This window comes from Marinobacter sp. PE14 (assembly GCF_053566155.1).
This window is the reverse complement of record NZ_JBQXNY010000002.1, coordinates 171,197-195,756: the sequence shown is the minus strand read 5'-3', so window position 1 is coordinate 195,756 and position 24,560 is coordinate 171,197. Positions and strand designations below refer to the sequence as shown.

Below are 24,560 nucleotides of genomic sequence, written 5' to 3'. Positions count from 1 at the left end.
CTGCACCGTGAGCCGGTGTCACTCGACAGCAGTTGCCCCAATCCGGTGGATGCTCAGATCCGCTCCGTTGAATTCTTCCTCTTCCGTCAGACGCAGGCCGGAGATGGCGTTGATTACTCCATAGACAATCAGGCCGCCGACAAAGGCCACTAACACGCCAGCCACCGAGCCAATAATCTGTGACATCAGGCTGACACCGCCCAATCCGCCAAGCGCTTCCTGGCCAAAGATGCCGCAGGCAATCGCGCCCCAGACACCACAGACACCGTGCAGGGGCCAGACACCCAGAACATCGTCCAGCCGTTCGATCTTGGCCTGCGCCCATTCAAACAGGTAAACGAAGATGGCGCCTGCTACGCCGCCAGTCACCAGAGCGCCCACCGGATGCATCAGGTCAGAGCCGGCACATACCGCCACCAGTCCCGCTAGCGGACCGTTGTGGATAAAGCCCGGGTCCTTGCGGCCCAGCAGCATGGAGACCAGGATGCCGCCGACCATGGCCATCAGGCTGTTCACGGCCACCAGGCCGCTGATGCCGTCCAGGGTCTGGGCCGACATGACGTTGAAGCCGAACCAGCCGACGGTAAGAATCCAGGCGCCCAGGGCGAGGAAGGGGATGTTGGAGGGGGCAAACGCCACCACCTTGCCGTTGCGGTAGCGCCCATTGCGTGCACCCAGAACGAGTACCGCCGCCAAAGCGATCCAGCCGCCCACCGCGTGCACTACAACGGAGCCGGCGAAGTCGTGGAAGGATGCACCAAACTGGTTCTCCAGCCAGGCCTGGAAACCATAGTTGCCGTTCCAGATAAGCCCCTCAAAGAAGGGGTAGATAAAGGCGACAATCAGGCCAGAGGCAATCAGCATCGGATAGAACTTTGCCCGTTCGGCGATACCGCCGGACACGATGGCGGGAATGGCCGCGGCGAACGTCATCAGGAAGAAAAACTTCACCAGATCATAGCCGTTGGCAGCGGTGAGCTCGGCGGCACCGCTCATGAAATGACTGCCGTAGGCAATGTAATAGCCGATAAAGAAGTAGGCCACGGCGGAGATGCCGAAGTCGGTCATGATCTTCACCAGAGCATTGACCTGGTTCTTGTGGCGGACAGTGCCCACTTCCAGGAAGGCAAAGCCGGCATGCATGGCCAGCACCATAATGGCGCCGATAAGGATGAACAGCGTGTTGGCGCTTTCAGTCAGGGTGTGTACTGCACTCGTGATGTCCACGGGTTTTCGCTCCTGATGTTGTGTGTCCGGCCTCTATCGGGCCGTTTTACGTTGGCTTGTGCATTGTTGAGGTGCATCTGAAGCAAGAGCCGTTCCAAAACAAGGCATATCAAGAGCGGTGAGGCAGTTGGGGGATCGCGGAGGGGTGTCAGAGAGAGATTTAGGGCCTTGAGCGCACTATAGTTGTGCGATTCAGGATGGCGTGCACCAAAATAGCGTGCAGTTACCAGCTAATTTCGTTCGATGTCGAACTGTCGGATTCGATGCCCAGTATTGATTCTTCATCGTCAGATTCGGATTGGATCAGTTCGCGGAGCTGAACCTCCTGTTCCTGCATCGGGCCGGAGAGATCAATGATGATCTCCACGCGCCGGTTCTTGGCGCGGTTCTCTGCAGATGAATTGGGTACACGGGGCTCGGTGTCCGCCAGGCCGGTGACCGACAGGCGGGCCGGTTCAACCTGGTCCCTGGCTACCAGAACGTTGGCAACGGCGGCTGAACGGGCGGCCGAGAGGTCCCAGTTACTGTAAAAACGGTCGGTCCGGATAGGAACGTTGTCGGTGTGTCCCTCGATAGTCAGGTCACCGGGAATGCCTTCAATCACCTCCGCCATATCCAGCAGCAGACCCTCGAATTCCCAGGTCAGCTGAGCCGAGCCCGAAGGGAAAGAACCTTTTTCCTCAACCCGAATCACGATTCTCCGCTGATCCTCGCTCACATTGATGCGCCCATCGGCGATCGCCGGCTCCAGAACTTTGAGGATATCGTCCATGGTTTCCTGCATCTGCTCCTCCATGGCGGCTTCAACGGCCATGTCGGTGGGGCTTTTCAGGGTCTGGAGCTCCGGGGCTTCGTCCGTAGTGGTCTGTTTGACTTCGTTGACCACGGTGGGCTCTGGAGGCGCCGGGGAAAACTTGTCGAAAATGGGGCTGGTGCCCTTCGGGATCTCCAGGGCCGGCACATCCCGCTGCACGCCAAAGGCTTTGGACAGTTCACCGGCAATCTGCTTGAACTTCTGGGCGTCGATCTCGGAAAAAGAGAGCAGCAGAACAAAGAAGCACATCAGCAGGGACATGAGATCGGCGAAGGTGACAACCCAGGCGGGAATTCCCGGTTTTTCCTCTTCTGGCAACTCGTCCATGATTACGCGCCTTCCGGTTCAGCCACTTTTTCACGTTCCTTGGGCGGCAGGTAGCTGGAGAGCATCTGCTCGATGATGCGCGGGTTGGTACCCTCCTGAATGGCAACCAGGGCATCAATGTAAAGCGACTGCATACGAGCTTCCTCGGTCATGCGCAAAGAAAGCTTGTCGGCAATCGGGGTGGCAATCATGGTGGCAATCATGGCGCCATAAAGTGTGGTGAGCAGGGCGACGGCCATGGCCGGGCCGATGGATTTCGGGTCTTCCATGTTCGACAGCATCTGAACCAGACCTATCAGCGTGCCGATCATGCCCATTGCCGGCGCCACGTCCGCCATGGCCGTGAAGACCTTGGCACCGGAGCGGTTGTGGTCGAGAGTCATCAGGCGCTCCTTGCTCAGGAGCTCTTTGATGGTCTTGCCGTCCTGTCCGTCCACCAGCATCTGGATACCCTGGGCCAGGAAAGGGCTGCTGATCTCCCTGTCCTCAAGACCCAGAACCCCTTCTTTTCGGGCAACATTGGCAATGTCCACCAGCTCCTCAATGCTCGCCTGAGTTTCCGGCAACTTGAACTTGAAGGCGCGGGCAGCAGCTTTGAAGGCACCCAGGAACTGGGCAAAACTGAACTTGGCGAGAACAACCAGCAGGGTGCCGCCGACAACGATCAGCAGGGATGCAGGATTGATAAATACCGACGGAGAGGTGCCAAGAATAACTGCCGAAGCGATGAGTAAGCTAGCGCCAACAAGACCGATAAGAGTGGCGAAATCCACGGTATCTCCAGATTTGGTTTGAGCAAGGCTGAGAAGGGGTGTGAGATTACCTTCAGATCAGAATTTAATCAATTCGTCTGATGGGTTCTTTCCAGTTCTTCCTGCTGTTCTTTCCAGGCAGCATAGCGGTGAATATCAGACTCCACCAGTTTCAGGCACAGGGCGACAACGCCGGCGTCGTCCACCAGGCCGAATCCGAAAATCAGGTCGGGAATGACATCGAGGGGGTTCATTACATAAATCAGCGCGCCGGCCACCGCTGCGATCGTTTTCCACGGAACGCTCCGGTAATTGCCGTACCAGTAATCACGGATCATCGAAAACATCAGTTTGATGTCGGCGCTGAAACGAGACAGTTTGCCGCTTTCTTTCACTTTCTCTTCAATACTGCGCTGGCGGTCGAGCAGCGTTTCCAGATCCGCCCGATGCACCTTGCCCGCTTCGGCGTCCAGCTGTTTCCGGGCGTTTTTCTGGTTGAACAATGCCATCGAGAGGGTTCCTCACTTGCTTGCTGCCTGAGTGCTCATGATCGCGCAGCTTCGCCGTCAATGCCAATGCCAAGGCGTTTATCGGTGCTTGTACTGGGTCGGACAATAGCCGCGGTCTACACCCTCAGGTCGTAGCTGGCGATGTTTGGTGTTGCGCCCGGTTACCCGCTTGCGCCAGAGCCGGAAGCTACCGGGCTTGAGCTCACGACGCATCAGGCGAATAACATCATTTTCGCGAAGGCCATAGAGGGCTTCTATGGCCTCGAAGGGTGTGCGGTCCTCCCACGCCATCTCGATGATGCGAGAGAGGTCCGCCGGTTCAAACTGCTCTGACATGGGGTTTCTCTGTTTGACTTACGTGTTCCCAGAGTACGTTTGAGCTGGCCAGTCGTCTCACCCGGCTGGTTTATTGGTAGTGCCTGTGCAGCCGGGCCGGGATTTGGGCCAGCTGTTTGTCTACCAGTGTGCGCATTGCGTGGGCGATTGGCCGGGTATCCAGCTCTGGCTCAAGCACATTGAGCAGATAGGCAACGGCCTCTGCCGTGGCCAGGCGGTGTTCTCCGGGCGCCTTTCGGATGGCGTAGGCCGAGGCCGGCGGACTGGCGAAATGGAAACGCGGCAACGCAGATAGTGTCGGGTTCTGGTGAAGGATTTTGGCGGCCTTGCGCCAGGTGCCGTCCAGGATGATCCAGTGATCGAACTGGCGTACGTCCGAGGTTTCGAGCGCCTCACTGCCGGGCCCCGGAAACAGCAGGGCCGGGTGATGACTGCCGGCGACGGAATCAAACCCGGCCTGATGGAAATCGCCCGGCATTTCGCCTGTTAAGAGCCTGAGATTTGCGAGGCACCGGGTGAGGATGCGAACGGTACCCTTGGCATGGCCGACCTCGGTCGGGTGCTGCAGTATCGTCACCCCCGTGCGGTTTCGCACGGGGGCACACGCTTCGCAGACACAGATATTCGGGTGCATGCCGCAATCGGCACAAATCGGTCTGGGCAACCCCTGTTACCCCACGAAAATACGCTTCGCCAGACCGGCCCCGCGCCAGCCCTGGATGGCCAGGGTGCTGACCAGTCCACCGATCATTGCGCCCACTACGCCGCAGGTGAGGATATCCTGGCCGGTAAGGTAGAGCCCGGGGATGTCGGTTTTTGGTTTCAGCCAATCCTGTTCGAAGCGCTCGGGGTTGTGGTCCAGGCCGTAGAGCTCGCCCCGGCCGTAACGGCAGAACCAGGCGGTGGAGAGCGGCGTTGAGGTTTCCACGTAATCCACTTTCCCGCGCAGCTGAGGCAGTTTCTCGTACATCACTTCCAGCAACTGGTCGGTGATTTTCTGCTTCAGGGCCTCATAGTCTTCGCCCCGCTTGCCCCAGATGGTGTCCTGCCAGGGCTCGAACATCTCCCAGGTGGTAGGGGCAACAATTTCGATGGTGGAGGTGCCCGGCCAGCGGTTCTGGTAATCCGGATCCTTGGCGGCCGGAAAAGAAATATACACTACCGGAAACTCCGTGTGCTCAGGGTCATCCAGGAACTGTTGTACGTTGCCGTCGTGATCGGCGCTGGGATAGATCCAGAAATTGGTCCGCGGCAGCCCGAGTTCTTCCGGTGTTCCCTTCAGGCCGATGTAAAGACCGATGTGGGGCATGGAGGGAACAATGTGCCGGCGTTTGCTCTTATAGCCGACCTTTTCAACGGCCTCGGCTGGCAGCAGCTTTTCAAAGGTGTTGATGACGCCGGCGTTGCTGATCACCAGCGGTGCCCGGATTTCCTCGCCATCGGCCATGCGTACCCCGGTTGCCTTGCCTTTCTCCACCAGGATGTTGGTCACGTCAGCGTAGGTGAATACCTCTCCGCCGGATTTCTGAATGACCGGGATAATGGTTTTCGCGATCTCCGAAGCGCCGCCAACAGGATAGAAGCCGCCGTAGAGGTAGTGCTTGGCGATCAGCGCATGGACCATAAAACTGGATTGTTTCGGGGTAACCCCGCAATCGCCCCATTGGCCGGTGATGGCACCGATCAGTTCCTGATTGTCGGTCAGCTCGTTGAGTACTTCCCAGGTGGTCTTGTTGAAGCAGTCGGGCAAGGCGACATCAAGCCCCTTGTTGATGACCGGGCTCAGGAGGCCGGGCGTGAGCTTCGAGAGCGTGTACCACTGCATACCATCGGCCACTTTGCCGAGCAGTTTTACATACTGGTCGATGGCGTCCTGCTCATCGGGAAAGGCCTGGAGCAGGGAGTGGCGTAGACCTTCCTTGCCGGCACGCAGGTTCACCACCTTGTCGCCCAGGAAGAACCGGTCGTAGTTCTCATCCATAGGGGCCCATTCCAGCTTGCCGTCGGTGATGTAATCGAACAACCTGCGGCCCAGCGTGTGGGATGAGCCCATATCGCCGATGTAGTGGACACCCACGTCCCACTCGTAACCGTTGCGGGCGTAGCTGTGGGTATAGCCTCCGGCGGTGTAATGCTGTTCAAGCACCAGCACTTTTTTGCCGGCCTTGGCCAGACAGGCCGCGGTGGTCAGGCCGCCAATGCCGGAACCGATTACGATGGCATCGTAGGGGCCTTTCAGACGGTTAGCCCGATATCGGGTACCGATCCGGATTGTGCTCGGTTTGAGCTTTTTAGACGAAGGAGTGTTCACAGCCTCGCTTGTCACCACCATGCTTTGCCCCACATTTCCGGATTGGCCCAGTTCTCTGGATTGTTCCAGGCCCGCTTGTGATTGTAAGTATCCAGATTGTAGGTATACAGCGTGAGTGCGCCGTTATCATTTTCCAATTCGGCATGGCGGCGGAAGCCGAGACCGATAAAATCAGTAAAGGCCCAGTCCGGGGTTTCGCCAACCAGAACGGCAATCTGGTGGGTGCCGTAGTTTCTTAACTGGCCCAGCAGAAGGGCGCCTTCGTCATGGGGAAGATGCTCCAGGGTTCCGGTAACCAGCGCCAGATCTGCGACACGATCCAGGTGCAGCCTGGCGTTGGGATCGGTTGTGTCCAGAGTACGTAACTCCACACCATTCTGGTGTTTCTGCCAGATCTGCGACACCTCCGTGGCCAGATTGCCGCAGCTCAGCAGGGTGGCAGGCGAACTGGTGTCGATAATTCGGGCCAGGATTTCCCGGGCTGTGCTGCTGTTTCTGTTGTCCGTTCTATCCGTCATGGCTATTTGCCTTTTACTACAGGGGCCAGTCTGCCGCATCCACTGTGTGTAAACCTACGGGCTGTTCCGCGTCTCCGCCCCAGCGGTCGATAAAGGTGCCGGTCGGATCGTACTGATGCGTCTGCTTCTCGAGGTTGAATTGCCGCAGGCCTCTGGGGTCTGCCCCTACGCCAGCCAGGTATTGCCAGTTGCCGTAGTTGCTTCCTACATCATAGTCGATCAACTGCTCCTCAAACCATGCCGCTCCATAACGCCAGTCCAGCCCCAGTTCATTGATGAAGCAGCTGGCCACCAATTGCCGGGCCCGGTTGCTCATGTAACCGGTTTCCCGCAGCTGATTCATGGCCGCGTTCACGATCGGATATTCGGTGTTGCCTTGGCACCAGGCCTTGAAACGATGGCCGTAGAAGGTGCCATGCTGGCGTTTGCGCTGGACGCCGTCCCGGCGGAACAGGTTAGCGCCGTGTTTCAGGGCGTACCAGTAGAAATACTCGCGCCAGAGGAGCTCAAACCAGAGCCAGTAGGTGGATTCGTTTTTGGTCTCGCTGGCTTCGTATTCGGTGATGGTTTCTGCCACTTCCCGAACCGAGAGACAGCCGTTGGCCAGCCAGGGCGAAAACTTGGAGGAGGCATCCCAGGTGTCCAGGGCGTTCCGGGTTTCCTTATAGCGGTCGATGCTGTGGTTGCTGTAGAGGAATTCCTGAAGCCGCGCCAGGCCAGAGGCTTCTCCACCCATGAACTGTAACGGATGCACCGGCTCCGGTATCGGCGGGCAGTCGCCGCGATTGTCCTCCGGGAAGCCCGGCGGTGGCGGCAGGGCCGTCAGGGTGCGGATTCGCAAGCGCTCTGAACAGCGATCTCCGGTTTTCTCCACTTGCTTGCGGAACTGGGAGAAGGTATCCGGCAGCGCCTCGAGCGCCATCGGCAGGGAACCCTCGGTGAACAGGCTCAGAGTCTCGAATTGCTGGAAAACGGCCTTGGGCAGTTTGTCCTTGATGGCTTGCCACTGACCGGCCTCCTGGGTGCCCGGAAGCCGGGAACGGACCACCCGTTCAATGTTGTGAGCGTGCGCAAGTTTCGGAATAACCGTTTCGGGCTCACCAAAGGCAATGTGGAGTCGTTGGCCCAGTGGTCGAAGACTCCGCTCCAGCGCCATCAGGCTCTGCCAAAGGAAGCGCCACCGATGATCCCCCATGGCCTTGCTCTGCAGGGGGCCGGGCGCAAACCAGCGCGGATCGACCACATAGAGGCAGAGCAGCATGTCGGACTTCGAGGCCGCCAGCAACGAAGCGTTGTCGTGCAGGCGAAGATCCCGCGTAAACCAGTAAAGCGTGCGCAACGTAAGAGCTCCTCTCTCGGTATCTGTCAGCTGTGAAAAGATACGAGCCAGTTCCGAAAAAGATTTCGCCGCCCATCTGGTTGCGCACTTCGTTTAGAATGAACGAACAGCCGGCACATCGTGGCGTGAAATCCAAAACACAGATCCTAATTCAACAGGAGTCCGACAGTGATTAAATCCCGTGCAGCGGTCGCTTTTGAGGCCAACAAGCCGCTAGAAATTGTCGAAGTCGATGTGGCGCCGCCCCAGGAGGGCGAGGTTTTGGTGCGCATCGTTGCCACCGGTGTTTGTCATACCGACGCCTACACCCTCTCTGGTGCTGATCCTGAAGGGTTGTTCCCGACCATTCTGGGCCACGAAGGTGGCGGAATTGTCGAGGCGGTCGGACCCGGCGTCAAAAACCTGGAAGTGGGTGACCACGTTATTCCGCTTTACACGGCCGAATGCGGCGAGTGCAAGTTCTGCACCTCTGGCAAGACCAATCTGTGTGGTGCTGTGCGTGCAACCCAGGGCAAGGGCGTGATGCCCGACGGTACCTCCCGTTTCTCCTACAACGGTCAGCCACTTTATCATTACATGGGCTGCTCAACGTTTTCCGAATACACGGTACTGCCGGAAATCTCCCTGGCCAAGATCCCCAAGGAAGCACCCCTTGAGAAGGTTTGTCTGCTCGGTTGCGGTGTCACCACCGGGATTGGCGCCGTGATGAATACCGCCAAGGTGGAAGAAGGCGCAACGGTTGCCATCTTTGGCCTCGGCGGCATCGGGTTGGCCGCGATTATTGGGGCAACCATGGCCAAGGCCAGCCGTATCATCGCCGTCGATATCAACCCGGGCAAGTTCGACATTGCCAGGCAGCTGGGTGCGACGGACGTTGTCAACCCTAACGATCATGACAAGCCGATCCAGGAAGTCATCGTTGAGATGACCGACGGTGGTGTCGACTACTCCTTCGAGTGTATCGGCAACGTCAAAGTCATGCGCGCGGCTCTCGAGTGCTGTCACAAAGGTTGGGGCGAATCCATCATCATCGGTGTGGCCGGTGCCGGCGAAGAAATCAGCACCCGCCCGTTCCAGCTGGTGACCGGTCGGGTCTGGAAAGGCTCAGCGTTTGGCGGCGTGAAGGGCCGCACCGAGCTGCCGGGTTATGTGGAAAAGGCCGAGAAAGGCGAGATTCCACTGGACGTGTTCATTACCCATGAAATGCCTCTCGAAGACATCAACAAGGCGTTCGACCTGATGCATGAGGGTAAGAGCATCCGGACGGTTATTCACTTCTGATTGGCGACTGATCGGGTGCGCAGCAATATGCTGCGCCCGATCAACGGTCCGTCAGCTTCAGCTCAATCCGCCGGTTCCTCTGCAACGCTTCCGTCGAGGTGCCCTCTGCCACCGGGAAAAACTCGCCAAAGCCTGCGGCCGCCATGCGCCGTTCCGGTACACCCTGTGCAGCCAGGTAGCGAACCACGGCCACGGCGCGGGCGGTGGACAGCTCCCAGTTGGAGGGGAACCTCTGGGTATTGATGGGCAGGACGTCGGTGTGGCCATCAATCCTCAGAATCCAGTCCACGTCGTCCGGAATCCTGGCTGACACATCCAGCAGCAAATCAGCAAGTTTGTCCAGCTCCTGCCGGCCTTCCTCTCCCAGTTCCGCCGAGGCGGAGGCAAACAGCAGTTCCGAAGGCAGCAGGAAGCGGTCGCCGACAATCCGGACGTTCTCGTTACCGGCCAGGATGTCCCGCAGCCGGGCAAAGAACTCGGACTGGTACTTCTGCAGCTGGTTGACCCTCTCGGCCAGGAGCGTGTTCAGCCGTCGGCTGACCTGTTCCAGCTCCTGTTCCTTATCGGCGGTCATCTCCTCCTGGAGTTCCAGCGCGGAGGCAATCTGGCGTAGTTGCTCCCGCAGTGACGCCACCTGGTTGGAAAGCCGCAGGATCATTGCCTGCTGGCTGGCGGACATCTCGTCTTTCTCATCAATCGACTCTTCCATGCTGGCCAGCCGCTCCGATTGCGCATCGGCCATGGCGGTTTGCCGCATCAGTTGTTCACGGGTGGATTCCAACTGACCGACCAGACTGCTGTTCCGGTCCTGAAGGCTGGTTAACTGATCTTCCAGTGCCTCGCTTCTGTTTTCTTCCAGGCCGAGCAGTTCCGAGAGTTCGTTCAACTGGGCATTGAGTCGGGCGAGCTGGGTATCCCGGTCAGAGAGTGTCTGTGACAGGTAGAGCTGGCTGACCACGTAGACCAGCAGCATGAATATGACCAGCATCAGCAGAGCCGAAAGGGCATCCACATACCCCGGCCAGACGTTGGTGGTGCTTCGGCTTCGGCGCCTGGAACCGATCATGACAGGTCTTTCTCGTCGTCTATCCGGTCTACCAGGTTGGTCACACCGGTTAGCCACTCCTCGAGGCCGTCGTAAAAGCGGTTCTGGGCATGGCCGGCCTGGATATCCAGGAAGCCCAGTATCAGGGAGCCGCCCAAACCCAGCAAGGAGGAGCTGAACGCGGTGCCCATGCCCTCAAGCGGCGTGAGCAGGCCTTCCTGAAGCTCCGCAAATACTTTGCCGAAATCTTCCTGGCTCATATCCAGGCCGGTGATGACCTGGCCAACCGAGTTGATGGTGCCCAGCAGGCCCCAGAAAGTACCCAGCAGGCCGAGGAAGACAAGCAGGCTGATGAAATAGCGCGTGATTTCCCGCTGTTCATCCATGCGGGAGTGGATACCATCGAGCACGGTTCGAAGGGACAGGGTAGACAGTGTGAACCGGTCCTTGGTTGCATCTTCGCCGAGCTGTCTTGCCAGTGGCTTCAGCAACTTGGGCTCCTGAACCACGGAAAGGCCGGCATGTCCGGTTCTGAACTGGGCAATCCACTTCAATTCCGGAAACAGCACGAACACCTGCCGGTAGGTGAGAGCGATGCCGATGATCAGAACCCCGAGAATCAGCAGATTGAAAACCCAATTGGCCATAAAGGCCGAAATCAGGGGCTTGTGGATCAGGGCGCCGACGATGACGACCACGCCGAGGAATAGCGTCATCCAGAAAAGGGTGTGCTTGGGGTTGCTCATAGCGATGGCCAGCTTTTTTGAGATATTCCTCAAAACGTTAGCACAGATATGAGAAGCTGTTGGCGACAGTAACTGAACTTTAATCGGAGCGCGTCATGGCTGGTGAATTGCCTTTCCGTTTTCGCTTCCGGGTTCGCTATGGTGAATGCGATGCCCAGGGCGTGGTGTTCAACGCCCGTTATGCGGATTTCGTTGATATTGCTGTCAACGAATACATTCGCACGTTGTTTGGCGATTACCAGCATTTGCTCGACCAGGACCTGGATATCCAGGTGGTGAGCCTGACGGTGAACTGGAAGGCCCCGGCGAAGTTTGACGATGTTCTGGAAGCCCGCATTCGCGCTGGGCGAATCGGAAACACCTCATTCACCCTGCATCTGGAGTTTTTCCGGTACGGGGATGGCGCGTTTATCGCCGATGCGGACATCACCTATGTGGTGATTCAGCCTTCGGTGATGGGCAAGGTGGCGATACCGGATCACATTCGTCAATTGCTGGAGCTGGGCGCTCCGGGCAAGTTGATCAGTCACGCAGGGGAGTAAGCTGGGAGCAAAAAAGAAGGCCAGATGAGATTCATCTGGCCCTGGATTTATCCTGCAGTTACTGCCGGATCAGGCCTCTTGAAGAGCCTGCACAACGGCCTTCGCTGCCCCCTCGGAAGAGGCCGGGTTTTGCCCGGTAATCAGCTTGCCGTCCACCACGATGTGCGGTGCCCAGTCGTCACCGCGGGTGTAGGTGGCGGTGTTTTCCTTCAGCATGTCCTCCAGCAGGAAAGGCACTACGCCGCTAAGGCCAACCGCCTCTTCCTCGCTGTTGGTGAAGCCCGTTACTTCCCGGCCGCCAACGATGTTCTGGCCCGGTTTCACTTCCACGTTTTTGAACACGGCGGGTGCGTGGCAAACTGCACCGATCACCTTGTCCTGCTCGTAGGCCGTCTTGATCAGGGCAATGGACTTGTCGTCGTTAACCAGATCCCAGAGCGGGCCGTGGCCACCGGGATAGAAAATCGCGTCGTATTCGTTCATGTCCACATCGCCGAGCTTTTTGGTGCTGGCGAGGGATTCCTTGGCGTGGGCGTCCTCCTGGAACCGGCGGGTGGTCTCGGTCAGCGCTTCCTCGGCCTCACTGTTGGGATCGACTGGCGGCTGGCCACCCTTCGGTGACGCAATGGTGATGTCTGCGCCTGCATCCCGGAACACGTAGTAAGGGGCGGTGAACTCTTCGAGCCAGAAGCCGGTCTTATGGCCGGTGTCGCCCATCTGGTCATGGGATGTAAGAACCATCAGGATCTTCATGGTGTCCGTCCTTTTCATTGACGAATGAATGGCGCTTCGTGATTGCTGTGATACTGAAGTTGTGCCATCGGTGACTGAATTCAACCGTGAGTACGTAATTCCGACAATCCCGGATCTTGAACCGTCTATACTGGAGGCAGATGGCCAGACTTCATAAGAATCTGAAAACCTCTCAGGCAAGGATGACTGGAATGCGAGTGTTCGTCACCGCTGTGCTGATGGCGTTGGTGTTTCCGGTTTCGGCACAGCAGGGCACGGAAACCGTGGAAGCGCTGACCGTAACCGTGGGGGCCAATCATGCGCCCCCCTACCGGATTATCCAGGGTGGGGAGCCAACGGGCCTTTATGTGGATATCTTCCAGGAAATTGCTGATCGGCTGGGCTGGAAAGTGCATTATCGGGAGGCGCCTTTCCGGCGGGTCTTGAGAATGGTTCAGCAGGGTGAGGTGGATGTCATGCTGGGCCCCCTGGAGACCCCCGAACGGTCCGAACTCATGGAGTTCGTGGCGCCGGCATTTCCTCCGGAGCGGCGCCTGTTTTTTTATCTCAACGCAGAGAATCGCATTGAGCGCTACGCCGATCTGTATGGAAGAGCGATTGGCGTTCTGGAGGGGGCGTCGTATTTCTCCCGGTTTGATAGTGATGGCAAACTTCTCAAGGAGCCTGCGCCCCGTTACGAAAACCTGATGCTGATGATGCAGAAAGGCCGGGTAGATGTCGTTATTGCCCCAGAGCTCGTGGGTTTATACACGGTCGAGAAATTGGGCCTGGATGTTGAGGTTTCACCGTTCTTTGTGCCTGGAGAGCGGTCCTACATCGCTGTAGCGAAGAGCTCGCCCGTGCTGAAGTATGCCGATGACATTCGGGCGGCGCTGAAACTGATTGAAATGGAAGGCATACACGAGGACCTGGTGTTGAAGTATATGGATCGAGTCGCCGAATGATTCCCGAGCAGTCTGATCTCTGGTTTCTACCTCTGGGTGGGACCGGAGAAATTGGTATGAACCTCAACCTCTATGGTCACAATGGTGCCTGGTTGATGGTGGATTGTGGCGTTACCTTTCCAAAGCCCGGCCGCATTGCTGCTGATGGCACAGTGCATCATCGTGGCGAACCTCCGGTACAGATGGCGGATCCTGCGTTCATTGCTGACCGCCGTGACCGGCTGGCGGGCCTGGTTATTACCCACGCTCACGAAGATCATGTCGGAGCTGTACCCTACCTCTGGCCGCTGCTGCAGTGTCCGATATACACCAGCCGGTTCACCGCCGAAATTCTGCGTCGAAAGCTGGCGGAGTTCGATCTGCTGCACCGCGTTCCGATCGTTGAGGTGGAAACCGGTCAGAGCAAGCAGATCGGGCCTTTCAGCGTTCAATGGCTGGCGCTGACTCACTCCATTCCGGACCCTAACGCCCTGATGATTCGCACTGCCGCCGGTAATATCTTCCACAGCGGTGACTGGAAGCTGGATGAGCAGCCGCTGGTAGGGCACGGCTATTCGCCAAAAACCTTCACCAACCTGGCAAACGAGGGCGTGAACGCCATGGTGTGTGACTCTACCAACGCCACAGTCTCGGGTCACTCGGTGTCCGAGGCGGCCTTGCATGAAGGATTGCTCAGGGCTACCCGTTCCGCCGAGGGCCGCGTTGTAGTGACCTGTTTTGGCAGTAATATCGCCCGATTACATACTCTGGCCTCAATCGCCAGGGAAACCGGCCGTTATATGGGGTTATTGGGTCGCTCTCTGATCAATATGAGTGGCGCCGCCAGGGCTGCAGGGCTGTGGGATTCGGCTGACCAGTTGATCAATCCTGCACATTTGGGTTATCTCCCGCGGGACGAAGTACTGGCCGTGGCCACGGGCAGTCAGGGCGAGCCAAGAACGGCTCTGCGCAGACTGGCCTCTGGTACCCATCCGGATTTTGAGCTGGAGGCGGGCGACACCGTAATCTTCAGTGCTCGCGCCATCCCCGGCAACGAGGAATCCATCGAGGCACTGGTGACCAGATTGAAAGAGTTGGGGGTCAAGGTAATCACCGCCGAGGATGCTGATTTGCCAATTCATGCTTCAGGTCATCCCGCTCAGGAAGAACTGGAGTTAATGTACAAGTGGGTAAAGCCTGCCATTGCCATTCCGGTCCATGGTGAGGCTGAACACATGGAAACGCACGCTGACATAGCCAAAGCAACTGGTGTACCCCGTGCCATGGTGGGCCGAAACGGCGATCTTTTCATGATCCGGCCGGTGCCGGGAATACGTCGCCAGGTTGTCGAAACCGGCCGTCTGGGCTGGCACAAAGAGGGTCTTGTCAGAGTTGAATAAGTCATTTTCTTCTGTTGTCGGTAAGTCACTTGTATTTGCAGTGGCCACCTTGTTTCTGGCGCCGGTTCACGCCTTGCCAGACCCTTCCTGCAATACGCTCATCGTGAGCGGGAATCCGGAATATCCGCCCCTGCTCTGGCGCGACGAACAACACCCGGGCTATCTGATTGGCGCAGTGCCTGCTTTGCTCAAAGAAATCACCGAGCCATTGGGCGTGAACGTCGAGGTGAGGGACATAGGCTCGTGGGCCAGGGTCCAGCGCATGGCGCGCCAGGGCGATATCGACATGGTGGCAGGCGCGTTCATTACCTCGGAACGCATTGGCTACATGGATTATTTGCTGCCACCAATAACGCACCTGCCGACCGCAGTCTGGGTCCCCAAAGGCCGGGAGTTTGTCTACCGCCACTGGCCGGATCTGATGGGTAGGCGGGGCAGCACACTGATCAACAACAGCTTCGGCCAGAATTTCGACCGGTATGCGGAAGAAAACCTCCTCATTGAGGGAGTCAGGTCGATTGAACAGTCCTTCCAGATGGCGCTCGTTGACCGGGTGGATTATGTCCTCTATGAAGTTTTGCAGGGTGAGGTGAAACTGGAGTACCTGGGTATTGCCGATCAATTTGTTCCCCTGCCGACTCCGGTGAGCCGCGAAGGGCTGTTTTTCACCTTCTCCAAAGCCTCACCTTGTAACTCCTTTGAGCTAAGGGAGCGTATTGCCGAGGGCCTCTATGAGCTTGTGAGTTCGGGCCGTGTCGATGAGTTAATCCGGCGGTATAAAGTCCTTTACACGGGAGGAGTTTAAGCGGAGGTCTTTGTCAGTTGGGCGTGAACTTTAATGACGCGCCTGTCGTATATGGGCCTAGACACTCCGAGCAAGTGAAAAATAAACAGGAAGTATTGCTGGGAAGGAGTCCATGGCGATGGTGAAGGCAGTTACCCAAGACCAACGTGAGTTCGTTTACAAGCTATCTCTTGGCTTGGCGAGATCCACAGTCGACGAGCTGGATGAGAGCATCCATAGTTTCATTTCTGAGCTTGGAGACTGGCTGTCCTCGGATCGCGCCTATCTGATTATGTTCGAGGAAGCGACCCAGACCATTGCTATCACGCATGAAGCCTGCAGAAAAGGCGTGACACCTCAAAGAGACGCAATCCAGAACGTACCGATGGCCCGCTTCCCGTGGCTGATGGATCAGTTGCAAATCCTTCCGGTGCTTGTCATTCCCGAAGTTGAAGAGCTTCCCTCTGATGCGGAAGAGGAAAAACTGGAATTCCAACGGGAGGGTATCCGGAGCCTGGTTCTCGTTGGTTTGAGGCTGGAAGGTCAGGTCCGTGGCATCCTGGGTTTCGATTTTCTTGACCAGTCCCGAGTGCTCGATTCAAAAACAGAAGAATTTGTACTTCAGGTTGGAGAGATTTTAGGAGCATCTGCCCACAGACAGATACTGGCCAATCGCAACGTCAGGTTCGAGAACAGCCTTTATCGGTATTCCGACCAGTTCCCGGGTGTAATCTTCCAGTTCAGGATGTACCCCGACGGGCATGTAACCTTTCCTTTCATCAGCGAAAAAGTTGAAGATCTATTCGGGCTTGCCGCTGATCTGCTCAGTACAGATGCCCAGCCTTTACTCAACCTGATCGCGGGTGAAGACAAGGCATCCTTTTTTGAGAAGGTCGATGAGTCTCGCCGGCGCATGACGCCCTTTGAAACCGACTTTCGAGCTCACAAATGCGATGGCGCGATCGCCTGGGTGGAAGCCAGATCGGTGCCCGCCCGATTGGCCGACGAGAGCATGACCTGGCACGGCTATTTTTTCGATGTCACGGACCGCAAGCAATCGGAGTCGGAGATTGAGAAGCTCGCCTTTTACGACCCACTGACCGGCTTGCCAAATCGGCGCCTATTGCGGGATCGCCTGGCGCAGGCGTTAACCGGGAGCACCCGGGACCATAATCATGGTGCTCTGGTATTCATTGATCTTGATAACTTCAAGAACATCAATGACTCCGCAGGTCATCTGACCGGCGATGAGCTGCTGATCCAGGTAGGGGACAGGTTGAAACAGACGGTCCGCGAGTGGGATACCGTCGCCAGACTCGGCGGGGACGAGTTTGTTCTTATTCTGAAGGGGTTTCCTGCTGAGCCGGCCAACGCAGCAGCGAAGGTCGAGAAAGTTTGCGAAAAGGTCCGGGATGCCCTGAACGAGCCCTATGATCTTAATGGCATCGAATATACAGGCACTCCGAGCATCGGCATCACACTGTTTTACGATCACGAAACCTCCCTCGAAGAGCTTCTGAGTCAGGCCGATATGGCCATGTTTCGGGCCAAGGAGGACGGCCGCAACTGCATCCGCTTCTACGACTCCATGATGCAGAAGAAAGTATCTGAGCGGCTGGCTCTTGAGTCGGACCTCAGGATGGCGATACGAAAGAAGCAGCTGGCAGTCCACTATCAGGTCTTGGTTAACGAGAAAGGTGATCCTGTTGGTGCTGAGGCATTGCTTCGCTGGCACTGTCCGGGGCGCGGCATGGTGTCTCCCGCCGAGTTTATTCCTCTGGCTGAGGAAACCGGGCTTATTGAATCGGTCGGCTACTGGGTTCTGGAAGACGTTCTCTCCCGGATCGCCAGTTGGAAAGAGCGAGGCGGACCGTTATCAAAGCTCCAAGTGTCGGTCAATGTAAGTGCCAGACAGTTCCACCTCCCTTCTTTTTGTTCGACTGTGATGGCACTGCTGAGAAAAACCGGTGCATCCCCGAGAAACCTGAAGGTGGAAATCACTGAAAGCGCCCTTGCCTACGATCTCGAGTTGGTGGAAGCAACGCTTCGGACCCTGAGAAGCATGGGAATACGGATCTCCCTCGACGATTTCGGCACGGGTTATTCGTCCCTGGGCTACTTGAAGCGCCTATCTCTGGATGAACTGAAAATTGATCAGGGATTCGTGAGGGATATTCTGGATGATCCCAATGATGCTGCTATCGCAGAAACCATCCTGGCTCTGGCCTCTGCGCTCAAACTTTCAGCCGTGGCCGAAGGTGTGGAAACCAGAGGGCAACTGGAACGCCTTGTTGGCATGGGGTGCACCCGTTTCCAGGGTTACCATTTCAGCCGCCCGCTCCCAGCGCCGGAGTTCGAGAAGTTGATTGAACAAGCAGGCGGTGACCGAAAGAGAAGGGCTTGGTAGTTCGTATCCTATCTGTATAAACTGGTGCCTTGCTTCTAATCCATTTCGAACAACATCGAGAGCAGTCCCCTATGGCAATCTGGACCAGCACCCCGAACCTTGAACACCTTGCCAAAGCCAGCGAAAACACCGCGGTCAGCTACATGGGTATCGAGTACCTTGAAATTGGCGACGACTATGTCAAAGGCCGCATGCCTGTTGATGAGCGTACCGTACAGCCTTTTGGCATTCTGCATGGAGGCGCATCGGTGCTGTTGGCGGAAACCCTTGGCAGTATGGCGGCCAATTGCTGCCTGAAAAACCCGGAAACCGTGGCTGTTGGACTGGATATCAACGCCAATCACATCCGCCCGGTCACCAAGGGCTGGGTTTACGGCACGGCGAGGCCAGTTCACATCGGTAGTGCCACTCAGGTATGGGAAATTCTGCTTGAAAACGAAGACGGGAAAACCACCTGTATTTCCCGGCTGACCATGGCGGTGACCAAACGTCCGGGCTGAGTGAGGCCGATCGTGATTCAGGGCTGTTCCGAGGACGTTCCTGGTCTGGTTACGATCAGACCCTGATCCACAAATTCCTGAAGAACGATGTCGTAGGTTCCGTCAGGGACTTCCCGAGCGATGCGATAGATTTCACCCACAGCATCGTCAGGGCTGACTTTCAGGTCGACCGTCCGATAGGGTGTCAGCACGCTCTTGTCGGACTCCCTGACCAGCAGAACGCAAGGCTTGAGTTTATGGTCCGGTCGGCTCTCCACAACGATGCCCACCTCTCCGTTGATCATTTCCACGATGGAGCCCGGCGGGTAGATGCCGATGAGTTGGATAAACTCATCCGCAAGTTCGGCGTCAAACTGGGTACCCCGGTGTTTGTGGATGATATCCAGCGCCTGCATGGACGCCCTGCCTTTATCATAGACACGGTCACTGGTAATGGCGTCGTAGGTGTCGACAAGGCCCACGATCTTTGCAAAGTAGGGAATTTGATGTGCTTCGAGGCCTCTGGGGTAGCCTGAGCCATCCATCCTTTCATGATGACTGAACGCAACATCGACCGCGGTGTTGAGCGAATGGCTGGTACCCATGAGAATCGTTCTGCCGTGAGTCGTGTGGTGCCTCATCAACTCAAACTCTTTCGGAGTCAGAGCGCCCGGTTTGTTCAGGATTTCGTCCGGGATTTTTGTTTTGCCAACATCGTGCAACAGACCGCAGAGCGCAAGGGTCTCGATTTCGCCCTGTAACAAACCGAGATGTTTTCCAAACGCTGCGCAAAGAATCGAGACGTTGATGCAGTGCTCGGCCGTATACGCGTCCTGATGCTTGATCTTGGTAAGTAGCATCAGTGCGTTCTCGTTTCTAAGCACGCTTTCAACGCATCCTTTGACGACTTTGCGCGCATTGTTGATGTCCAGGGTGCGACCGACCCGCAATCCTGACATGATCGCTTTGGCGGTCTCTTGCGCGTCCTCGAATCGGATCCTGGCCGTTGCCATCTCAGTGCCAGTGTCGACCTTATTGATGTAGGTGACTCGTTTACGAGGTACGGAAGGTTTTTGGGGTACCGGTTCTGATGCTGATTTGCGCTTGAAAAGCCGGCGCAATCCTGATGGTTTCTGATTGCGGTTGGTTCCCTCATGAACGGTATTCGTTTTCTGAACCCGTCCCTCAATGAAAACAAACCCGCACTGGGCGCGCAGCGCATCAATCTGCGACTGGTCTTTGATCACAAAGCCCTGAATCAGAAAATCGGTCTCCTCCCACGGGCGGTCCAGCCGGATGACATGCATGCCTATGCCAAGCTCGGTGACGTCCACCTGTGTTTCGACAATTTCCTGATGGTGTGTGCTCATGGCTCTATCCTAATACCCACTGCGGCCATTTTGACGGAATAAGACGTCAAAAGCGGGGGTTAAATTGCAAAATCTGGTCAAATAGTGTTCGCTTGTTATGTTCGGGTCAAGCGACTGAAGCACAGTCGGTCTTCGCTTTTCGATACTTGAACGGGAATCGTCCGTCATGTCGGATCACCGCTCTTTCCATCTCTGGTGGCTTGCACTGGCTGCGGCTCTTATCCCGCTGTTAACCATCCATGTGACATTCACAGTTTCGGTTCTGGAAGGGCATGTCGAGCTATGCAATCCCTATTGGGACAGTTGTTCCAGCATCAGTCGGACCGGTCGTCACGGCACCTCCTACTTTATTTTCAAAGGTACCATGCTGCCAGCGGCTCTGCTGGGCATTCTGTTCTGGTGGCTTAACGGTCGGTGGCTGCGTCAGCTCGGCGTTCATTCCAGCCGTGTTGCCTGGGTCCCCTGGCTGGGCCTGGTGGCCAGCGTTTCACTCGGTGCCTATACCCTGGCTCTGGGGCATGCCGGGGACGGCTTCAACCTGATCCGCCGTATTGGCGTGGTTCTGTATTTCTCGCTCACATTCATCTGTGAGCTGCTGGTCAGTTCCGGATTGCGCAGTCATCCGTTGTGGAAGAATACGGGCATGAGGCTGCTGAATCTCTGCCAGCTGATTCTGGCGGTGGGCATTCTTTCAGTCATCCTGAATGGCGTGGCGCCCGAGTTCTACAGCCGCAAGGACGATGCATTTGAGTGGATGCTGGCGTTCCTGATCAATGCTCACGCGCTCTGGCTGGCTTTGCTGTGGAAGAAAAACCGGTTCCGCGTGCGGCTCTGGGCCGATTCCTAGAGTGAGAGCAGCCCGCGAATCAGGGCTGCGGTTCCGGCGATGGCCGCGATACCGAGAATCACCGGGCGAAGCCCCTCGAAGGGCATCCGATGGACCAGCTTGCCTGACAGCCAGAAACCCAGGAATACGCCCGGGAAAGTAACTGCGAACAGGAAAAGCTCTCGGGTTCCCAGGTAGCCAGAGGCGAGCAGGCCTGACAGGCTCAGCACGCTGGCAGCCAGGAAGAAGGCCGACATGTTGGCCCTGACCAACGGTCCCTTTTCATTCTGGTAAATCAGCGCAATTGGCGGTCCACCCACGGCGGTAATCGTGCCCATATAGGTGGAAGCGGCTCCGGCCAGCACGCTGTTCCGTGCGTTGAGCGCCGGCTTGAGACCGCCAACGCTGAGCGCTACGCCGGCAAGGATAAGAATGCCGAAGGTCAGTTCGAAGCCTTTGGTCGAAATCACCAGCAACGTCAGTGCTGCCAGGACTGCCCCGGCAACGCCGCCACCGATGGCAAAGCGCACTTCCCTGACCTGCAGTGCGCCGCGATTGCGGATCAGCATAAAGACAGTGAGGAGGGTGGCATTCAGAATCAGGGGGCCGGGCACTAACACCGGGCTTATCAGGAATAGCAACGGCGCGGCCAGTGTGCCAATGCCATAGCCGGCCACGCCTTGCAGGCAGGCTCCGGCTAGAATGGCAAGGTTGGCCAGAAGAATCTGTAACAGCGACACATCTGTCAAAGCTAATCACCAAAAGGTCAGGAGAGTAGGCCGGAGCAACGCCGGTTTGATATTGATACACTGCAGGACAACGAGCATAGCCGAAACGATCGAAGCCCGATGATTCTACAGACTGAAAATCGAAACTGCCCCTGCGGCAGCGGTAAATCCTACAGCGAATGCTGCGAGCCTCTCCATCAGGGCGAACAAGCGCCTAATCCGGAAGCGCTGATGCGATCCCGTTACGCGGCCTTCGTGCTCAAGCTGCCGGCTTATCTGCGGGCCACCTGGCACGAGAGCTCGCGGCCAGAGACGCTCAGCCTTGAAGACTCGCCGGACTGGACCTCCTTGCAGATCCTGGACACCAATGAGTCCGGTGATCGCGGCACGGTGCTTTTCCGTGCGGTCTACCGCCAGGGCAAGGGCTGGGGGGTTCTCGAAGAAAACTCCGATTTTGTCCTGGAGCAGGGCCGCTGGTATTACCTTAGTGGTGACACCAGAGAAGGCCAGTTGAAGCCCGGTCGCAACGAGCCCTGCCCCTGCGGGAGTGGCCGAAAGCACAAGGCCTGCTGCCTGTAACCGCCTGTTACTCGAAGGACGGCATTTCGGGTTTGGCAACGGGTTTGTCTGCGTCCTGCCAGGCATCAAATCCGCCGGCGATGGACTGCACATGCATGTAGCCCATTTCCTTCAGGGCTTTTGCACTCAGTGCTGCTCGTCCGGACGTCTTGCAGTAACACACGATGTTCATGTCGCGGCTCTCGAACGCCGGATCATTGGTGAACTTGAACTCCAGCAGACCACGGGAAATGTTTACCGCCCCGGGTATGTGGCCGGCCCGGTACTCATCCGCATCACGCACATCGAGCAGTAAGTCAGCGTTCTTGATGGCCTCTTCCGCCTGACCAAGGGGTACTTCCTGGATCTCTTTCTTGGCGGCTTCTACCAGATCATGGGCAGTTTTCATGGCTGAGCTCCTCATACTGATGGAATAAGGTTATATCTCAGGATAAGGGTTTGGGGCGCCCGGCGTCACCCCGCACATGTACGAAGGAGGTCCAATGAAGCAACCTGTTACCGGTTATCACAAGGACGAAGAAAACCACTGGGTCGCCCAGTTGGCGTGTGGGCATAATCAGCATGTGCGTCATACGCCGCCCTGGGTGAACCGGCCATGGGTGACGACGGAAGAGGGGCGTGCATCCATGCTCGGGTTTGAACTCAATTGCCGAAAATGTGAGGAGGGCGCGCCGTCCGACTCGAGGCCGCCCCTGGATGATTAAGCCGCCTTGTTGTTGCCAATGGCGCAGGCGTATTTGCGCTCATAGCGTTTGTCTGCCCATTTGGCATAAACGCGCGAAGCAACCTGGAAGATACCGGGCCACAGCAGTGGTTTGAAAAGAAACCCAAAGGGCGTGTGGGACCAGGCGCGAACATTTGCGGGCAGACCGATGACCCACTCGCCGGTCCAGGTCATTAGGTGAAGGCGTCTGAGCAGAGCTTCATGACTTGGCAGGTTGGAGCTGCCGTCACGCTGTTCATGGATGTCTGCAAAGATCAGATTGCCACGCTGGAGTTTGCGCAGGGTGCGGATCTCTTTGGCGCACAGTGGGCATTGTCCGTCGTAGAACAGGGTGTCATAGCGGGGCTCCATCGAGTCCTCCAAGGGTCAGAATCTGTTTCCGGGCGTTCGCTTTGTGGTCTTCCAGCGTTTCCACGATCCCATTGAGCGCGGCCGGAAGTACCTCTGGCGCCGCCTGACGGAACTGGTCGAGAAGCAAAACCTGAACGTGCAGATCCTGGAACCGGCCATAGAGCTCTTGCCGCTCCTTTAGGGTTTTCAGGTTGCGCTTCCAGGTTTTGGCATCCAGTTCCATCAGGTAACGGATTCGTTTGAGTTGCTTGCGCAGCCGATGGATATCCTCATCCGGTGAGGTATGCATCAGCTCGGCAGTGCGTTGATTGAACTCCTTGATACGATGTTCCACGGCTCTTCGGATGTCTTTCGGCCGGAGTGTTGCTGCTAATTTCTGAAACTTTCGTGAATCGATCAGATTGAGCCAATGTTCCATGCTGTCCTGGTAGCGCTTGCTTTTCAGTCGCTTTGCCAGCTTTTTATGATGGCTCGCGGCTTCGCGCTCGAACCAGATCTGCAAGGCTGCCCGGATTTCCGCGCCATCTGCGCAAAGTTCCGGCAGGTCCTGAAGAAACACGTGAAGGTCGCGCAGTGGGCCCGTTGCCCTTGCGTGGCGCTTCAGGGTTTTAACCGCGTTGGCCAGCGACTTGTCACCGGTCAATTCCTGAACCGATTCGGCGATGGCCCGGCTGCGTCGAATCGCAATCCGGTACTGGTGAAGGAATTCGTGATCAAGGCCAAGAATAACACCACGCTCCAGCTGTCTCAGGCGGTTCAGCTGGTGGTGGAGCGCCTCGGGAATGTCTTTTTCCGGGTCTTCGCCCCCGGTTCTGGCTTTCTTCTTCAGCTTCCGTTTGAAATGGGCGTAGCTGAAGTCGGATGGCGTCAGCAACGCCGTCAGCTTCGCCTTACTGCTACCAAGCTGATGCCAGTGTTTGATGCCCAGCCGGATGTGGATGAAGCTGGCAGTGGGTAGCTGTTCCGGGGGCTGCTTCAGGAGGAGCTGGGCCAGTTCCAGTAATGCCGGGTTGTGGCCGACCAGGGTAATCTGTGAAGCGTCTGCCTGTTCTTCCAGCCATGCGAGTAGTCGCCGGTAGTCAAAGGTGTATAGCTCACTCAGGGTGTGGCAGCGCTCGGCTGCAACTGTGTCGGGCAGTATGCCTTCCAATGTCGCGACGGCCCGCGTGGCGTTGCTGCTGTAGACCTCGCCTTCGAACGCACCGACAGATTTCAGGGCATTTCCCAAAGGGGCCAGTTGGCTGACGCCCCGCGCATTGAGGGGGCGTTCCCGGTCAGAAAGTGATTCATCGGCCCAGCTGGACTTGGCGTGGCGTACCAGAAACAGGTGCTTCATTGGCCTACCTTCGTAGTGGTCCTCAAGTCGGATTCCCGCTCAAGACAATCGGGTTACTGCCGTTACTGTACCTAGCGGAAAATAATGGTGGAAGGTTTGTTCTGTGTCAGGTGGGTTGGCTTACTGGTGCGCCCACTGAAACCTGTCTTAACA

27 protein-coding genes are annotated in these 24,560 nt (G+C 57.1%); 10 read left to right on the top strand and 17 right to left on the bottom strand.

Annotated elements, in window-relative coordinates; all coding sequences use genetic code 11:
• Window positions 1-18: 18 nt before the first annotated feature.
• From ACWJ62_RS06840 to ACWJ62_RS06800, 9 genes are all read right to left on the bottom strand, one after another.
• Window positions 19-1,227 (bottom strand): ammonium transporter, encoded by a 1,209-nt coding sequence (locus ACWJ62_RS06840; RefSeq protein WP_449285504.1) that lies wholly within the window; start codon window positions 1,225-1,227, stop codon window positions 19-21.
• Window positions 1,228-1,450: 223 nt separating this feature from the next.
• On the bottom strand, window positions 1,451-2,368 hold the full coding sequence (locus ACWJ62_RS06835; RefSeq protein ID WP_449285503.1) for a flagellar motor protein MotB: 918 nt from the start codon (window positions 2,366-2,368) through the stop codon (window positions 1,451-1,453).
• 2 nt (window positions 2,369-2,370) lie between these two features.
• Window positions 2,371-3,141, bottom strand: coding sequence for a flagellar motor protein PomA (pomA, locus tag ACWJ62_RS06830; protein ID WP_449285502.1), 771 nt, complete (start codon window positions 3,139-3,141; stop codon window positions 2,371-2,373).
• A 68-nt stretch (window positions 3,142-3,209) separates the two neighbouring features.
• The gene (locus ACWJ62_RS06825; protein WP_053113743.1) at window positions 3,210-3,629 is read right to left on the bottom strand and encodes a YkvA family protein; all 420 of its coding nucleotides are present in this window, start codon (window positions 3,627-3,629) and stop codon (window positions 3,210-3,212) included.
• Window positions 3,630-3,707: 78 nt separating this feature from the next.
• The gene (locus tag ACWJ62_RS06820) at window positions 3,708-3,965 is read right to left on the bottom strand and encodes a TIGR03643 family protein (protein ID WP_449285501.1); all 258 of its coding nucleotides are present in this window, start codon (window positions 3,963-3,965) and stop codon (window positions 3,708-3,710) included.
• A gap of 70 nt (window positions 3,966-4,035) precedes the next feature.
• Entirely contained in the window at window positions 4,036-4,629 is a 594-nt protein-coding gene (locus ACWJ62_RS06815) for a tRNA-uridine aminocarboxypropyltransferase (protein ID WP_449285500.1), read from the bottom strand.
• A gap of 6 nt (window positions 4,630-4,635) precedes the next feature.
• A complete protein-coding gene (locus ACWJ62_RS06810) occupies window positions 4,636-6,297 on the bottom strand; it encodes a phytoene desaturase family protein (RefSeq protein ID WP_449285499.1) in 1,662 nt (553 codons plus the stop codon).
• On the bottom strand, window positions 6,288-6,794 hold the full coding sequence (locus ACWJ62_RS06805) for a DUF6231 family protein (RefSeq protein ID WP_449285498.1): 507 nt from the start codon (window positions 6,792-6,794) through the stop codon (window positions 6,288-6,290). Before ACWJ62_RS06805 ends, ACWJ62_RS06810 begins: the two co-directional genes overlap by 10 nt.
• Window positions 6,795-6,810: 16 nt before the next feature.
• Complete coding sequence (locus ACWJ62_RS06800; RefSeq protein ID WP_449285497.1) at window positions 6,811-8,133, bottom strand: DASH family cryptochrome; 1,323 nt, start codon at window positions 8,131-8,133, stop codon at window positions 6,811-6,813.
• A 168-nt stretch (window positions 8,134-8,301) separates the two neighbouring features.
• Between ACWJ62_RS06800 and ACWJ62_RS06795 the strand changes: the two genes are divergently transcribed.
• Window positions 8,302-9,414: an S-(hydroxymethyl)glutathione dehydrogenase/class III alcohol dehydrogenase gene (locus ACWJ62_RS06795; RefSeq protein ID WP_449285496.1), complete on the top strand. Its 1,113-nt coding sequence runs from the start codon at window positions 8,302-8,304 to the stop codon at window positions 9,412-9,414.
• A 40-nt stretch (window positions 9,415-9,454) separates the two neighbouring features.
• Here ACWJ62_RS06795 and ACWJ62_RS06790 read toward each other — a convergent pair whose 3' ends face one another.
• Together ACWJ62_RS06790 and ACWJ62_RS06785 are read right to left on the bottom strand one after the other, a co-directional pair.
• Window positions 9,455-10,480: a peptidoglycan -binding protein gene (locus tag ACWJ62_RS06790; protein ID WP_449285495.1), complete on the bottom strand. Its 1,026-nt coding sequence runs from the start codon at window positions 10,478-10,480 to the stop codon at window positions 9,455-9,457.
• On the bottom strand, window positions 10,477-11,205 hold the full coding sequence (locus ACWJ62_RS06785; protein WP_014579156.1) for a MotA/TolQ/ExbB proton channel family protein: 729 nt from the start codon (window positions 11,203-11,205) through the stop codon (window positions 10,477-10,479). The genes ACWJ62_RS06790 and ACWJ62_RS06785 overlap by 4 nt, the downstream gene beginning before the upstream one ends.
• Window positions 11,206-11,300: 95 nt before the next feature.
• Between ACWJ62_RS06785 and ACWJ62_RS06780 the strand changes: the two genes are divergently transcribed.
• Entirely contained in the window at window positions 11,301-11,747 is a 447-nt protein-coding gene (locus tag ACWJ62_RS06780; RefSeq protein WP_449285494.1) for an acyl-CoA thioesterase, read from the top strand.
• 69 nt (window positions 11,748-11,816) lie between these two features.
• Here the strand turns inward: ACWJ62_RS06780 and ACWJ62_RS06775 are convergent, their stop codons facing one another.
• A complete protein-coding gene (locus ACWJ62_RS06775; RefSeq protein ID WP_449285493.1) occupies window positions 11,817-12,500 on the bottom strand; it encodes a type 1 glutamine amidotransferase domain-containing protein in 684 nt (227 codons plus the stop codon).
• Between the two features lie 140 nt (window positions 12,501-12,640).
• Here ACWJ62_RS06775 and ACWJ62_RS06770 point away from each other — a divergent pair, with 140 nt between their 5' ends.
• From ACWJ62_RS06770 to ACWJ62_RS06750, 5 genes are all read left to right on the top strand, one after another.
• Window positions 12,641-13,444, top strand: a complete 804-nt coding sequence (locus ACWJ62_RS06770; protein WP_449285492.1) for a substrate-binding periplasmic protein — start codon at window positions 12,641-12,643, stop codon at window positions 13,442-13,444.
• A 56-nt stretch (window positions 13,445-13,500) separates the two neighbouring features.
• Window positions 13,501-14,823, top strand: coding sequence for a ribonuclease J (locus ACWJ62_RS06765; RefSeq protein ID WP_449285491.1), 1,323 nt, complete (start codon window positions 13,501-13,503; stop codon window positions 14,821-14,823).
• A complete protein-coding gene (locus tag ACWJ62_RS06760; RefSeq protein ID WP_449285490.1) occupies window positions 14,816-15,628 on the top strand; it encodes a substrate-binding periplasmic protein in 813 nt (270 codons plus the stop codon). The genes ACWJ62_RS06765 and ACWJ62_RS06760 overlap by 8 nt, the downstream gene beginning before the upstream one ends.
• Window positions 15,629-15,740: 112 nt before the next feature.
• On the top strand, window positions 15,741-18,014 hold the full coding sequence (locus ACWJ62_RS06755) for a putative bifunctional diguanylate cyclase/phosphodiesterase (RefSeq protein WP_449285489.1): 2,274 nt from the start codon (window positions 15,741-15,743) through the stop codon (window positions 18,012-18,014).
• A gap of 71 nt (window positions 18,015-18,085) precedes the next feature.
• Entirely contained in the window at window positions 18,086-18,514 is a 429-nt protein-coding gene (locus ACWJ62_RS06750) for a hotdog fold thioesterase (protein ID WP_449285488.1), read from the top strand.
• A 17-nt stretch (window positions 18,515-18,531) separates the two neighbouring features.
• On the opposite strand, the gene ACWJ62_RS06745 is transcribed toward ACWJ62_RS06750, so the two are convergent.
• A complete protein-coding gene (locus tag ACWJ62_RS06745) occupies window positions 18,532-19,863 on the bottom strand; it encodes an HD-GYP domain-containing protein (RefSeq protein ID WP_449285487.1) in 1,332 nt (443 codons plus the stop codon).
• 166 nt (window positions 19,864-20,029) lie between these two features.
• On the opposite strand from ACWJ62_RS06745, the gene ACWJ62_RS06740 reads away from it, so the two are divergent.
• Window positions 20,030-20,710, top strand: a complete 681-nt coding sequence (locus ACWJ62_RS06740) for a hypothetical protein (RefSeq protein ID WP_449285486.1) — start codon at window positions 20,030-20,032, stop codon at window positions 20,708-20,710.
• Here ACWJ62_RS06740 and ACWJ62_RS06735 read toward each other — a convergent pair.
• Window positions 20,707-21,429: a sulfite exporter TauE/SafE family protein gene (locus ACWJ62_RS06735; RefSeq protein WP_449286150.1), complete on the bottom strand. Its 723-nt coding sequence runs from the start codon at window positions 21,427-21,429 to the stop codon at window positions 20,707-20,709. The two genes, ACWJ62_RS06740 and ACWJ62_RS06735, sit on opposite strands and share 4 nt — an antisense overlap.
• Before the next feature lie 108 nt (window positions 21,430-21,537).
• Here ACWJ62_RS06735 and ACWJ62_RS06730 point away from each other — a divergent pair, with 108 nt between their 5' ends.
• Complete coding sequence (locus ACWJ62_RS06730) at window positions 21,538-21,996, top strand: YchJ family protein (RefSeq protein ID WP_449285485.1); 459 nt, start codon at window positions 21,538-21,540, stop codon at window positions 21,994-21,996.
• A 7-nt stretch (window positions 21,997-22,003) separates the two neighbouring features.
• Here ACWJ62_RS06730 and ACWJ62_RS06725 read toward each other — a convergent pair whose 3' ends face one another.
• Entirely contained in the window at window positions 22,004-22,384 is a 381-nt protein-coding gene (locus ACWJ62_RS06725) for a rhodanese-like domain-containing protein (RefSeq protein WP_449285484.1), read from the bottom strand.
• A 94-nt stretch (window positions 22,385-22,478) separates the two neighbouring features.
• On the opposite strand from ACWJ62_RS06725, the gene ACWJ62_RS06720 reads away from it, so the two are divergent.
• A complete protein-coding gene (locus tag ACWJ62_RS06720) occupies window positions 22,479-22,700 on the top strand; it encodes a DUF3565 domain-containing protein (protein WP_449285483.1) in 222 nt (73 codons plus the stop codon).
• Here ACWJ62_RS06720 and ACWJ62_RS06715 read toward each other — a convergent pair.
• Both ACWJ62_RS06715 and ACWJ62_RS06710 read right to left on the bottom strand, forming a co-directional pair.
• Window positions 22,697-23,071: a thiol-disulfide oxidoreductase DCC family protein gene (locus ACWJ62_RS06715; protein ID WP_449285482.1), complete on the bottom strand. Its 375-nt coding sequence runs from the start codon at window positions 23,069-23,071 to the stop codon at window positions 22,697-22,699. The genes ACWJ62_RS06720 and ACWJ62_RS06715 overlap by 4 nt on opposite strands.
• Complete coding sequence (locus tag ACWJ62_RS06710) at window positions 23,055-24,407, bottom strand: CHAD domain-containing protein (protein WP_449285481.1); 1,353 nt, start codon at window positions 24,405-24,407, stop codon at window positions 23,055-23,057. Before ACWJ62_RS06710 ends, ACWJ62_RS06715 begins: the two co-directional genes overlap by 17 nt.
• Window positions 24,408-24,560: the final 153 nt, after the last annotated feature.